The 12675-nt window shown below is 70.9% G+C and carries 9 protein-coding genes; 3 read left to right on the top strand and 6 right to left on the bottom strand.

The window, feature by feature from the left end; all coding sequences use genetic code 11:
* The first annotated feature begins 37 nt into the window (after positions 1-37).
* Entirely contained in the window at positions 38-1738 is a 1701-nt protein-coding gene (locus tag FYW99_RS04400; RefSeq protein ID WP_150250470.1) for an ABC transporter family substrate-binding protein, read from the top strand.
* Between the two features lie 446 nt (positions 1739-2184).
* On the top strand, positions 2185-3252 hold the full coding sequence (locus FYW99_RS04395; protein ID WP_150250468.1) for a pectate lyase family protein: 1068 nt from the start codon (positions 2185-2187) through the stop codon (positions 3250-3252).
* On the opposite strand, the gene FYW99_RS04390 is transcribed toward FYW99_RS04395, so the two are convergent.
* The 3 genes from FYW99_RS04390 to FYW99_RS04380 all read right to left on the bottom strand — a co-directional run bounded on the left by FYW99_RS04390 (position 3245) and on the right by FYW99_RS04380 (position 7188).
* The gene (locus FYW99_RS04390; RefSeq protein WP_150250466.1) at positions 3245-4141 is read right to left on the bottom strand and encodes a hypothetical protein; all 897 of its coding nucleotides are present in this window, start codon (positions 4139-4141) and stop codon (positions 3245-3247) included. The genes FYW99_RS04395 and FYW99_RS04390 overlap by 8 nt on opposite strands.
* 989 nt (positions 4142-5130) lie before the next feature.
* Positions 5131-6006, bottom strand: a complete 876-nt coding sequence (locus tag FYW99_RS04385; RefSeq protein ID WP_150250464.1) for a hypothetical protein — start codon at positions 6004-6006, stop codon at positions 5131-5133.
* An 87-nt stretch (positions 6007-6093) separates the two neighbouring features.
* Positions 6094-7188: a pilus assembly protein TadG-related protein gene (locus FYW99_RS04380; RefSeq protein WP_150250462.1), complete on the bottom strand. Its 1095-nt coding sequence runs from the start codon at positions 7186-7188 to the stop codon at positions 6094-6096.
* 421 nt (positions 7189-7609) lie between these two features.
* Here FYW99_RS04380 and FYW99_RS04375 point away from each other — a divergent pair, with 421 nt between their 5' ends.
* A complete protein-coding gene (locus FYW99_RS04375) occupies positions 7610-8581 on the top strand; it encodes a hypothetical protein (protein WP_150250460.1) in 972 nt (323 codons plus the stop codon).
* Between the two features lie 11 nt (positions 8582-8592).
* Here FYW99_RS04375 and FYW99_RS04370 read toward each other — a convergent pair whose 3' ends face one another.
* From FYW99_RS04370 to FYW99_RS32175, 3 genes are all read right to left on the bottom strand, one after another.
* Complete coding sequence (locus FYW99_RS04370; RefSeq protein WP_150250459.1) at positions 8593-11022, bottom strand: glycosyltransferase family 4 protein; 2430 nt, start codon at positions 11020-11022, stop codon at positions 8593-8595.
* A gap of 414 nt (positions 11023-11436) precedes the next feature.
* Positions 11437-12108, bottom strand: coding sequence for an aggregation-promoting factor C-terminal-like domain-containing protein (locus FYW99_RS04365; RefSeq protein ID WP_150250457.1), 672 nt, complete (start codon positions 12106-12108; stop codon positions 11437-11439).
* 35 nt (positions 12109-12143) lie between these two features.
* On the bottom strand, positions 12144-12668 hold the full coding sequence (locus tag FYW99_RS32175; protein WP_223838711.1) for a hypothetical protein: 525 nt from the start codon (positions 12666-12668) through the stop codon (positions 12144-12146).
* Positions 12669-12675 lie beyond the last annotated feature (7 nt).

Genomic DNA, 12675 nt, shown 5'->3' with positions numbered 1-12675 from the left:
CGCGCGCTGGCTGCATCACCCCAGAGAGGAAATCCCCATGCGAATCGGGAAGGTGCGCTACCTCGCCCCGGCCGCGGCACTGGTCCTCGTGGCCAGCGCCTGTGGCGGAGGTGGCGACGACCAGGAAGACGCCCAGGAGCAGGCGGCCTCCCTCGCTGCCGAGGACCTGAACCCCGCGCCCCGCGAGGACCTGCGGGAGGGCGGCAGCTTCGTGTGGGCCATCAGCGCCTACGACCAGCAGCACAACATGTGGCACACCCAGGGCAACATGGCCAACGTGCGCCGTGTGACCGCCGCGGTGCTGCCCAATCCGACCCGGTACGACGCCGAGGGACTCCCCTCTCCCAACGAGGACTTCGTCCTCGATTTCGGGGTCAGCGACGACGGTCTCGAAGTCTTCTACGAGCTCAACCCCGACGCGGTGTGGTCCGACGGTGAACCCATCACCTCCGAGGACTACGAGGCCCAGGTCGAGACCGTCAGCGGTTCGCGTGAGGGCGACTGGGAGCTCGGCGGCACCGACGGGTACGACCAGGTCACCGAGTTCGTCCCCGGAGACGACGAGTACTCCTTCACCCTGAGGTTCGACGAGCCCTTCGCCGAGTGGCCGTCCCTGTTCTCCCCGCTGTACCCCAAGGAGTACATGGAGGACGAGGAGCTCTTCAAGGAGGGCTACGTCAAGGACTACCCCGTCACCGCGGGGCCCTTCGGGAACGTGGAGTTCGACGACGTCACCGAGCGCATCACGGTCACGAGGAACGAGGACTGGTGGGGCACCGAGCCGCTGCTGGACGAGATCGTCTTCGACGCCATGGGCACCGACGCCATGGCCGGCGCCTTCAACAACGGTGAGATCGACGGCTTCTACCTCGGTTACGACGCGGCCGGCTACGAGCTGCTCAGAGACCGGGAGGGCACCTACTTCACCCGGGCCGTCAACCACGCCTACCGGTTCGCCTCGCTCAACGGCGCGAGCCCGAACCTGGAGGACGTTCGCGTCCGCCACGCGATCTCCCTGGGACTGGACACCGACGCCCTTGCCGAGATCGCCCTGGGCGCGGTCGACTGGCCGATCACCGGTGAGACCAACCGCCTGCTCCGGTCCAGCCAGAACGGCTACCAGGACAACAGCGAGGGGTACGGCGAGTACGACCCCGAGCGTGCGGCGGAGCTGCTCGACGAGGCGGGGTGGACCCTGGAAGAGGGCGCCGAGTTCCGCACCAACGAGAAGGGCGAGACACTGTCCCTGGACTGGGTGGCCTCGGACGACATGGCCATCGCCCAGGACGAGGCTGAGATCGGCCGTGACATGCTCGCTGAGATCGGTATCGAGGTCAAGGTCCAACAGGTGCCGAACAACGCCCTGTTCTCCGAGTACGTCATCCCCGGCAACTACGAGGTCGCCACGTACGTCCTCACCGGTTCCAACCCCTACGCGGGTGACGCCCAGGAGAACTACGGCATGCCGGACGAGAACGGGGAGTGGGGCAACAACCTCGCTCGTACCTCGACCGAGGAGATCGACCAGAAGTTCGTCGAGATGCGTGCCGAGACCGACCCGGACCGCTACGCCGTACTCGCCAACGAGATCGACCGCCTCCTGTGGGAGGAGGTCGCGACCATCCCCTTCTTCGAGCGTCCCGGCCTCTACGTCATGAACGAGGACCTGCACAACTGGGGGGAGTTCGGTCTGGCCTCCGACTACGTCTACGAGGACATCGGCTGGGCCGCCGAGTAGTCGTGACGTCACCGCCCGCCGCGTGAGCGGGGGGCGCCAGGGCGCCGGTCCCCGTGCGGGGAGCGGCGCCCTTCGCCGTGTGCCGTTCGGGGCTGTCGCGCCTCCGCGCGGTCCGGCTCCGGCCGTGTGCCGTTCCCCGTGCGGGGCGGCGCCGTTCGCCGTGTGGTCCCCGTGCGGTGTGTCGTCTCCCACACGCCGCGCGTGCACTGCCCCGGGGCGGGGGCTGGGGTTGGGGCCGCGGACCCGGCTGTGGCAAGGTCTAGGCATCGTTTCCGGCCCGCCCCGCCCGTCTGCCCCGGGCAGGTGGACGACCGGGAACGCCGGGGCCGTCCGTCAGGAGGCCCGTGCTCCCCCCGTGGCCGTGCGACGCCGCCACGGGCTCACGGCGCCGCCCGGCAGCGCCCCAGCCCCCACACCCCCTGTCCCGCTGCGTTGGAAAGCCCTTGATGAGACCTCACCCGATCGCCGCCGCGGCCGCGGCGGCGCTGTTGTGCGCTGCCCTCACCTCGTGTTCACAGGAAGAGGAGGAGGCCGCGACGCAGCCGCAGACCGGCGCCGCCGCCGAACCGGACACGGAGGCCGACGAGTCCGGATCCCCGGCGGAGCAGGTCCCGGGAGAGACCCCGGACGAAACTCCGGGGGAGACCCCGGAGGGGGAGCGGGGCGGGCCGGTCGGTTGGGCGGGTGAGCCGCTGGAGCGCGACGGCGAGGAGTACCCGGGCGCGGTCGGCGGTGCGGAGGGGGAGACCGTCACCGCCTCCGACGCCGGGGAGCTGGCCGACCACCTGGCCGCCGAGGAGCCGCTCACCGTCGAGGTCACCGGAACGATCGACCTGGACGGTGCGGTGGAGGTCGGCTCGGACAAGACCCTCGTGGGCGTCGAGGGCGGCGCCGAGCTCACCGGCGGTCGGCTGGTGGTCGACGGGGCCAGCAACGTCATCCTGTCCAACCTGCGGGTGGAGGCCGACGGGACCGCGGTGGCCGTGCGCGGCGGGGCCCACCACGTGTGGGTGGACGGCTCCACGTTCTCCGGCGGCGGGGGGGACCCCCTCGTCTCGGTGACCGAAGGCGCCGACCACGTCACCCTGTCCTGGAACCACTTCGCCGACGCCGAGTCGGCGCTCGCCGTCGGCGGCGGGGAGGAGGAGCCGGGCGCGCTGCGGGTCACCGTGCACCACAACTACTTCGACGGGACGGCGGGCCGCCACCCCAGGGCGCGGTTCGCCGAGCACGTGCACGTGTTCAACAACTACTTCCGGGCCAACGAGGAGTACGGGGTGGAGTCGGCCGACGACTCCAACGTCCTGGTGGAGGGCAACTACTTCGAGGGCACCCGGCTCTCGGTGTCCACCGCGGAGGAGGAGCCCGGCAACGTGGTCACCCGCGACAACCTGCTCGTGGACTCCGCGCAGCCCGACCTGCTCGGCGAGGTCGCCGACCCGCCCTACGCCTACGAGATGGACGACACCGCCCGCGTCCCCGACGTGGTCTCGGCGGAGGCCGGGGTCAGTTGAACGAGTGGTACTCGTAGCTCTCCCCGACACCGCTCTCGGTGCGGTAGTCGAACCTGCGCGGGTACCCCTGTTCGTCGATCCACAGCTCGAACTCGGCGTCCCGGACGGTGGTGAGGGTGTTGCGCCCGGTCTCGGGGTCGTAGCCGCCCAGCATCGCCGTGAACGTGCCCGTGTAGTGGTAGGCGCTGTGCGTGCTGCTCAGCTCCGGCCACTCCAGGCTCACCTCCTCCAGTCCCTCCAGCGCGAGGTCGGCGGAGGTGTCGAGTACCTCGCGCAGCTTGGCCGACCCGTACGCGCGCGAGCACAGGTACCGGTCGGCGGGGCTGGGCGGGTCCAGCAGCTCCAGGCCCCGGTCGGCGGTCATCATGAGCTGGCCGCCGCCCACGTCGTAGCGGTACACGCCCAACCCGTCCGCGGTGGAGAAGTAGTGGTCGAACTCCGGCTCGGCCCCGGAGTCGTACATGGCCTGCCCGCGGCCCGACGTCGCCGGTCCGGCCGCGGCCGTGGGGTGGGCCGCGGGCGGACCGGGGAGTGCGTCGGCGGATCCGGCGCCGGGCTCCGGCGCGTCCCGCGGATCGGTCTCCCCGTCGTACACGGTGAAGGTGAGGTGGAAGGCCGAGGAGTCCTCCACGAGCCCGACGGCGGCCTCCAGGTAGGCCTCGGCGTCCTCGGGGTCCGCCGCGGTACGGGCGGATCCGCTCCGCGGCGGCCGGGACTCGGGGCCCTCCGCGACGTCCAGCGGGGGGAGGGGGTCACCCACGACGAGCCGGGCCACAGCCCATCCGCTGGCGACCACGGCCAGGCAGACCAGCACCATGAGGAGGGAGACGAACCAGTTGGGCCGCCCTCCCGGGGAGGGCTGCTCGTCGGGGTCGGAGGGGTGCGGCATCGACGGAACCGACACGGCCTGGGCCTCGTTTCTGCGGATCTTCGCGCGACCGCCGGGGGACGCGGGGGGTTTGCGGATCGTCTTCGTCTGGCATCGGAGGGTGACGGGTGGTACGACGCGGTGACGCAGTGTTCCGTTCGATGGTCCCACGCACGTGTTCACTTCCGACATCCACGAAAGTGAGCACCCAGTCGCGGTGGGGCGACTCCAGGAACGGTTCGAGGAAGCCGAAGGTGCGGGTCCGCGACAGCCGCCGCAGGGTCTCCTCGGCGGCGTGCTCCCACAGCAGCCGGACCGCGGTCCGGGCCGCGGCGGAGGCGCCGAAGGACGGGCTGCGGAAGAGTTCGTGCAGATCCTCGCCCTGCAGCCGCAGGACGGTGGCCTCCAGCACCCGGGCGTCCAGCAGGCCCAGGAGGGACAGCGCGCAGTCCGTCCGGGCCACCGGGTCGGGGAGGGCGCCCGCCCGGGCGCAGCGCAGGACCGCCTCCGCGGCGGCTGCGGGGTCCAGCCTCCAGTTCTCGTCCGGCGCGGGTTCGTGGCCGGTTGTGGCCGTGCCGTCACCGGTGTCCGTGCCGTCCGCGGGACGGGAACCGGGCGCGCCGCCCAGCGCCCGGTGCACGGCTCCCCGCAGCTCCGCGGGGAGCCGTTCCAGTGCTCCGTGCGCGGCGGCCGCCACGAGCAGGGACAGTACCGCCAGCAGAAGGGCGGCGTACTCCAGCAGGGTGTTGCCCCGGTCCACGTGTCCACCTCCTGTCGCGTCGTGCCCGGTCACGGCCCGGACCCGCGCTGTCGAGCCCTGTACCGCCTAGGGTCTGTTTTTTGAACCGGTCTCAGCTTGTGGGGGATTGGTTCGGGCGCCCACGGGGTTCTGGAGGTGGTGGAGGCGGGTTCGTGAGGAACGGGCGAACCCGCCGGAGACACCGAAGGTTCTCGTGCTTCGGGTGCCCGAACACGGGCCGAAGCGAAGCGGAGGTCCCAAAAAACACTGTCTAGACCGGCCGGGGGCCGAACAGCTGGGGCGGCTCCCTCTCGTAGGCGCGCACGCGGCTCCGGATGAGCCGGAGATGCTCGGGAGGGCACGACCAGCCCTGGCGGGTGAGCGTGTGCAGGATGCGGCGCAGCAGCCGTCCCGGCCGCGACTGGAGGTCGTACACGCTCGCCGAGACCACCTCCCAGTCCCGTGCCCGCATCGCCGCGTACCGGACCCGGTCACTCGCCCTGGCCACAGTCGAGGAGTGGAACTCCAGGCTGTCGTACTCCAGTGCCACCCGCTGGTCGGGCCAGCCGAGGTCGGTGTGGAACACGCCCTCGTCGGTGACGACCGGACACTGCGGGACGGGAGGGGGCAGGAGCGCCTCCAGGACCAGCACGCGCGTCCACGACTCGGCGGGCGACTGGCTCAGCTCCGAGGAGTAGCGCAGAGCGGTGCGCAGCTGCCCCAGCTGCCGCTGGGAGCGGATCCGGTGGGTGGCGCGGACCAGGTCGCCCCTGGTGACCAGTCCCCGGGAGAGGAAGGCGTCGAGGCGGGCCGTGGCCATGAAGACCGAGGGTGCGCGGGCGGCGACGTCGGCGGCCGCGCGCACCGGAGTGGTGACGCGCACGCCCTCCACCACGTCGCGGTCCGCGGCGGGTACGTGTTCCCGGTGGGCGACCACCGGTATGCCGCTGGTGCGCACGCCCCGGGGGACCGCCACGTGCGGGCGGGTGCGTGTGGCCCGGGTGCCCGCCGGGTGCAGGTCCACGCCCCAGACGTAGGAGGCGGTGATGTCGCAGACCACCGCGTCGGGGGAGAGCGGGGCGACGATCGGCGCGAGCGTGCGCAGAAGGAGGGAACGGTCGGGAAGGGTGTGCTCACGGACTGTCATACCCTCCAGGTTCGGGGGCGGACGCCGCCCCGGCAAGCCCCTCCCGTCGCCTGTGGACAACTCCTCGGACCCCCGCCCGGGGCACGGTCACCGCATGGGACCGAGGCCCGCCGCCAGGTGGATGTGGTCGATGTGGTTCTGGGTGTTGCTCCGCCTGTCCTCCATGGACCGGCTCACGCTCGCCCAGGGGCCCACCGGGTCCCCGGTGGTCGCGTTCCAGATGCGCTGCTCGTAGATGATGCCCTTGACCCCGAGCTGGTGGGAGTTCTGGATCACCCAGTCGATCACCGTGATGGCGGTGGCGTGCATCTGCGGGGTGGGCACCGCGCCCAGTTCCGCCATCATGTAGTCCACCGCCTCGCCGCTGTCGTGGTCGCTGCCCGGCTCGTTGCGCCGGCCGCCCGCGGAGAGGTAGAAGCCAGGGAACTCCTGCTGGAGGCGCTGGTGCGCCGCGCACATGATGGGGTGCAGTGATCCCAGCGCGGCGCAGTCCACGGTGGGCCCGCCCCCTCCGACGAAGTTGGGGTTGAACCTGTAGCGGCCCTCCTGGTCGACCAGGTGCACGTCGATCAGGCGCTTGGCGGAGGCGAGGTCGTCGACGGTGCCGCCGTCGCAGACCAGCTCGCCCCCGTCGCGCCCGCACTGGTGGGGGATGCGGACGATGGCGATGGCCGAGGCGTTGCCGACGACGGTGCTGGTCTCCTCCTCGCTGCCGTCGCAGACCACGTCGTTCCAGTGCCGGGACCCGTCCTCCTCCAGTTCGCGCTGGCACACGGCGCCTCGCACCTCCACCCGCACGATGTTTCCGCTGCGTCCCATGACGTTGTCGCTGGCGCGGATGTCGGTGAGGACCGCCCCGTTGCTCCGCGCGTACTCCTCGGCGCGCGCCTGGGCGGCCTCCTCGTCGAACCAGGGCATGGGGTAGGCGCCGTCGACGATGTCCTGCGCGGCCCGTTCCTGGAGGGCGCCCACCGCCGCCAGCGCGGCGGCGTCGGCCGCGGTCTGGGTCTGCGAGCGCTGGTCGTTGGCGGCGCCCACACGCACGAACAGCAGGGTCAGCGCGAGCAGGGCCAGGGTGAGCCCGAACAGGAGCAGGACGTTGGCCTGTCCGTCGTCGCCCCTGCCCGGCGCGTGCCGCCCGGGCGGAGGGGCGGTGTGGGGGAGGATCCGTCGCAGTCCCATGCCTTTTCCATCAGGGGAGGGGGCGCTCCCGGGAGGAGGGGAGCGGGGGGAGGGAGGAGGACCGGGCCACGTCGCGCGTGGTGAGCACGCGAACACGCCCGGACAACGTCCCGACCAGCGCAGCTTATCCGGGCGTGTCGGGAAGCGGTAGGGCCTGTGGACGACCGTGGTCCCTTCTGGGGCCGGTGTGAGGGGTGTTCGCCCTGTTCGGACGCGAAGTGGCGGCGCGGCGGCTGGGGAGCCGTCCGCGCCGGACCACGCGGTCGCACGACTTCGTGGGAATTGTCCGGCGTGTTCTGGCGGATGTGGGGCCCACGGCGGGTTCCGCACAGGGAGGATGGACACTGTCCGGCGCGTGTCGAGTCGTGGTGCGTGGTCGGATTCGCACCCATTCCACCGCAGAAGAAGCGAAGGCGAGGACATGAGCGCCCGTAAAGCGATGACCCCCGTCGAACAGGACGAGCTCCTCCGCAGGATCGGGACGGACCTGCTCCGGGCGGCCCCCGACGACTGGGTCAAGCTCCGGCTCGTGTACTCCGGACTGGGCGCCTGCGAGACGGCCCTCTTCGAGGTGATGTTCGAGGGCGGGCGCAGCAGCGGCTGGATCCCGCCGTTGTCCACCCTGGAGCGGCTGCGGGAGATCCGCGCGGGGATGTACGCCGAGGGGACGGGTACCTGGTACACCGCCTACTACGAGGTCGACCGGCCCGCGAGCTACCGGATCCGCTACGACTACGAGAACGAGCCGCACTTCGACGAGCCGAGGGACGACGCCAGCTACCTGCTCGACCTGGAGCACTTCCCGCGCGACGACGAGCACGTCCCCGTCTGGCTGCGGGACCGGCTGGAGGGCGACCGCGTGCCCGAGGCGCAGGACGGAGGGTCGCCCTGGAGCCTGCTCATCGCCTCGCGTCCCGAGCCGCGGACGCGGATGTCCCCGGGCGACATGACCCCCGAGGAGATGATGGACACCGTCCAGGAGATCGTGGACCGCACCCTCGACTCGGTTCACGGGCCCTGGAAGGAGGTCGTCGTCGACTACCGGGGCCTGTTCGGGGTCTCCTCGTCACGGGTGAGAGTGCGCAGACCGGACGGCGGCACGGAGTGGGACCTGCTCCTCCCCGAGGTCGGGCGGCTGCTGGACCAGTTGCGCACCGGGATGTACCAGCCGGGCAAGGGCACGTGGTTCACGGCCCGCTTCACGGTTCAGGAGTCGCGGGAGATCGGGGCGCACTTCGACCACGACGCCCCGCCCGAGTTCGACTTCGAACCCGATCCCCGCAACTTCCACCAGGACATCCAGCACTTTCCCCGCGGAGCCGACCACCTGCCCGACTGGCTGCTGGACCGGCTCAGCCTCGCCCAGCGCATGATCCGCACCGGGCAGGCCTGAGGCGCCCCGGGTCAGGGCATCCGTCGCCGGACGGCCTCCCACGCGTGGACGTCGGCGACGGTGACCTGGAGGTCACCGGAGCCCAGGGGCGTCACGGTCGCCGAGCGCACGTACGGGCCGTGGCTCCAGCGGCGCGAGGTGCTGTCCGAGACCGCTGTGGCGCCCAGACGTCCCAGGGCCCCCGACGGCCCCGCCAGCAGCCGCAGCCGCCACGTGGCCCGGATCGCTCCGGGCCCGCCGTACTCCGTCCTCGCCAGCAGCGGCAGGGAGCCCACCAGACGGCCGCCGGAGGCGGAACCGCCCACGGCGCGGAGCGGGAAGCGCCGGCCCACGTCGGTGCCGCGCACCACCTCCACGGCGTACTCCGCGCCCTCCGGGGGCGGGGAGGCCAGGCGCACCTCGAACCGCAGCCGGCTGCCGCGGCGCCCCGCCGGGCTCGCCCGCACGCCGTCCACCTCCAGGGTGGGCGCCAGCGGCGACGTCACGAGTCCCAGGCGGTCGTTGACCGTGTAGTAGGGGCGTACCCGCGAGCCGGACCCCCCGTCCCGTTCCACCTTCTGGTCCGGGTACCGGATGATCTTCTGGTAGCCCGCCACGCCGGACAGGTGCCGTCCCACGGTGCACTCGGTTCCGTCGGAGAGCACCAGGCGCAGCTCCCACTTCTCCGACTCGCCGTACCGGCCGTGCACCACGACCTCGGGATCCACCACCGCCGTGAAGCGGCCGTCACCGGCCACCGGTGCGGAGAACTCCCGCAGGGCCCCGGGCGAAGTGCGCAGCCGCACCGCCAGGCGCGCGTGGGCGTCCGGGGCGGTGCGGCCCAGCACCCGGCCCTGCACGGTGATCAGCCCGTCGGCCGACTCCACGTGCTCCACCTCGGCGTGGTGCGCCGAGCGCCTCACGTGCAGAACCAGACGGCCCTTCGCCGAACGGGAGGGCAGCACCAGGGCCAGTCGCCCGACCCGTTCCGGGTCCAACGGGAAGCCGTGCTGGCGGATCTCCACGTCGTGGACCGGGGTCTCCCGGTCGCCGTCGAGCCGCAGCACCTCCCAGGTGCGCGCGGCCAGCCGGGCGCGCGAGGCGTCCACGACCACGTCGCCGCTGCCGTCCGGTTCCAGCTCCACCCGCCTCCCCTCCAGGGTCAGCACCACCCGGTCGGGCGGATCGGTGAACGACAGCACCGCGACCCCGTCCCCGTCCACGCGCACCCGGCAGGCGGCGGCCGGTTCGGGGCGCGGCGCTGGCACCGAGGCCCGCGGAGGAGGCGGTTCGTGGCCGGAGAGATCGGAGAACAGCTCCTCGTGCATCAGCATGACGTTGGAGGGGTCGAAGCGCTCGGAGCCGGTCAGCGCGGCGGACGACATCCGCTGGCGCAGCTCGTCGTCGGCCATCAGCTGGGCCAGCCCGTCGGCGATCCCCGGGGCGGACCGGTTGGGCACCAGCAGCCCGTCCTCGCGGTCGCGGATGATCGACGCCGGACCGTGCGGGCAGTCGGTGCTCACCACCGGCAGTCCCGAACGCATGGCCTCCACGATCGTCATCCCGAACGGCTCCTCGCTGGAGGTCACCGCCGCGAACGAACCCTGGGCCCAGGCCTCCTCCACACGGGGGTGCGCGCCCATCAGCCACACACGGTCCTGGAGCCCGAGCGAGTTCACCAGCCGGGCCAGAGCCGCACGCCGGTTGCCGCGCCCGTAGATCCGCAGCGTCCACTCGGGGAAGTCCTCGCTGACCATGGAGAAGGCCTGCACCAGGAGGTCGTGCCGCTTGCTGGGGGCCAGCCGCCCGGCGGACACGATCGTGCGGCTGTTGTGCCCGTTGGCGGTGAACGCGGGCGCGGGCACCGAGTTCGGGATGGACAGCACGCGCACCCGAGGCATCGGCATCCGGTCCCGGTACGTGCGCGCGTCGGCCTCGGTCACGGTCACGAAGGCGTCCAGGTGGGGATAGGCGTCCTCCATCACCCGGCGCAGCGGTTCGGAGTGCTGGTCGTAGGTCAGGTGCTCCTGGCCGATCTTGACCACCCGGCTCGGAGCGGCCCGGGCGATCACCACGTTCAGTCCCGGCCGGGTGCCCACCACCACGTCGGCGTCGGTGGTGGCCAGGTACTCCTCCAGCCGGTCGTCGGTCAGGCGGCTGTGTGTGGGACCGCGCGCGTCCTCCGGCGGGAAGAGCAGCGGTGGTACACCGGCCCGTTCCGATCCCTCGTACAGCGGACGGCCGTCGGTTCCCTTGCCGTCAGCGTCGTCGTACCCGCGGACGTCCACGAGCGGGCGCAGGCTCACCTGCGCGGGTACGGGCAGAACGGGCTCCGCGCGGTGCCGGAACACCGAGACGATCTCGACCTCGTGCCGGACGGACAGCGCCGCCGCCTGGTTGGCGACGGTGCGAACGGTTCCGCCGATGCCGTACATGTCGTTGATCAGATAGGCGATCTTCACCGAACCCCCGTGTGGTCAGTGCCGACCCGTGCCCCCACGAGACGGCAGCGGTGCCCGTCTTCCACACCAGAGCCCCCGGCGGGGCGGCGTGGGAGCGTTCAGGGTACGAACGCTCCGCAGAGAGAAATGCCCCTTATGTCTGATAAGACCCTAGTATTTACCAATTTCTGTGGGTGTTTTGCGGAACCTTAACATGCCGCGAAGGTGACGCACCCGATTCCGTGAGCGGTGCTCGTGTAAGGGAACGCGGGTGTGAGGAAGCACGGACGTGGGGAAACGCGGGTGTGAGGAAGCGCGGAGCCTCCGTGCGGGGGTGAGCCGTCCCGCAGGGGCCCGCAGGAGAGTGTGCGGAGGGGTGGAAGCCAGAGGTACGGGCGGCTGGGGGAGACGGGTGGGGGAGAGGGTGGACGGCCCTCAGTAGGTGCCGGTGTTCTCCCAGTACGTCCAGGCGGCGCAGGGTGAACCGTAGGCGTCGGCGATGTGGCTCATCCCCCAGGAGATCTGCGCCGACGGGCTCTCGCGGAAGCCCTCGGGCATGGAGCCGTGCCTGGCCGGGTTGAACCCCGAGATGCCGTGGTCACCGGTCTCGGTGTTGACGAACGTGTGGTCCCAGTGGGAGACGACGTTCCACAGGTTGCTCAGGCACTCCCACTCGTTCTCGGTCCAGCCGCGGTCCGCGGCCATGTCCATCGCGAGCGTCTCGTTCTCCAGGGCGTTGGAGTTGCCCTGGCCCCACTCGTACTCCTCGGGTTCCTCCGGCCGGTCGGCGTCCACCCAGGTCTCGTCGCCGCAACCGGGGCCCTCGACCAGGCACACCATCTGCCGGACCCCGCTGTTGAAGGTCTGGCTGAGTTCGAGCTGGTAGACCGCGACCATGATCGCCGCGGCCAGCACGGTGACCGCCGCCAGTTCGACGAACGCCGCGCCCCGGTCGCCCTCCGCTCTCCGGGCAGGCCGGAACCCTTGCAGGAACCGGCCACCCCGGTGCCGCCTCGGCGGCCCGTTGCGCTCGCCGGACCGCCCGGGTGGCCCGGTGGGGGAGGGCCGTCGGGTGTCCCCGAGTTCGGGGCGGTGGGGGGTGGGCAACGCCGCCTCCTAGGCGATCTGGGTGGTGGGGGACGTCAGGAGATGGGGATGTCCTCGATGGGATCGAAGTTCGGGATTTCGACCGTCACGGAGTCGATGTTGTCAGGGACCGAGAAGAGGGACCAGTAGGTGACTTTATCTCCACTCCCCAAGCTCTGGACAAGATCGTTTGAGATGCTTCCCGAGCAGAGACAGGTGCCATTTCCGTCCATGATTGGATGATACCTTGTCCCTTCGTCTGAATTTACCATAGTAACTCCAGCGAAATTTTGTCCAGTGTAAGAATATGAACGGTCCCTTAGCCAAAGCATGGACGCTTGGTCATCACCCTTATTTTCGATCCCCCAAGTGAGTGAGAGGAAGGATCTGGAACTGTCCCTCTCTGCTTGATGGACCTCTGCGATGAGATCGTGTGATTCCTCTGCGCTTCCAGGAGAGGTTCCCAAGACTTCAAGATCGTTTGCGGGACGCGCGGGGGCGGTGCTGGCTCCTGCTGAGGTTGTAAGTGGAATTGATATTGCGAGGATTAGGAGACCGAGGGATCGAGTCGCATTTTTCATATTTATT

The sequence above is a fragment of the Nocardiopsis deserti genome (genome assembly GCF_008638355.1).
Lineage (GTDB): Bacteria > Actinomycetota > Actinomycetes > Streptosporangiales > Streptosporangiaceae > Nocardiopsis > Nocardiopsis alborubida.
The sequence above is the reverse complement of the archived record's forward strand: the minus strand, read 5'-3'. Positions and strand labels throughout refer to the sequence as shown.

Bases quoted from the DNA above. Each gene is read 5' to 3' on its own strand.
- FYW99_RS04400 (WP_150250470.1), top strand. From the start codon at position 38: ATGCGAATCGGGAAGGTGCGCTACCTCGCCCCGGCCGCGGCACTGGTC.
- FYW99_RS04375 (WP_150250460.1), top strand. From the start codon at position 7,610: ATGAGCGCCCGTAAAGCGATGACCCCCGTCGAACAGGACGAGCTCCTC.
- FYW99_RS04380 (WP_150250462.1), bottom strand. From the start codon at position 7,188: ATGGGACTGCGACGGATCCTCCCCCACACCGCCCCTCCGCCCGGGCGG.
- FYW99_RS04385 (WP_150250464.1), bottom strand. From the start codon at position 6,006: ATGACAGTCCGTGAGCACACCCTTCCCGACCGTTCCCTCCTTCTGCGC.
- FYW99_RS04390 (WP_150250466.1), bottom strand. From the start codon at position 4,141: ATGCCGCACCCCTCCGACCCCGACGAGCAGCCCTCCCCGGGAGGGCGG.
- FYW99_RS32175 (WP_223838711.1), bottom strand. From the start codon at position 12,668: ATGAAAAATGCGACTCGATCCCTCGGTCTCCTAATCCTCGCAATATCA.
- FYW99_RS04395 (WP_150250468.1), top strand. From the start codon at position 2,185: ATGAGACCTCACCCGATCGCCGCCGCGGCCGCGGCGGCGCTGTTGTGC.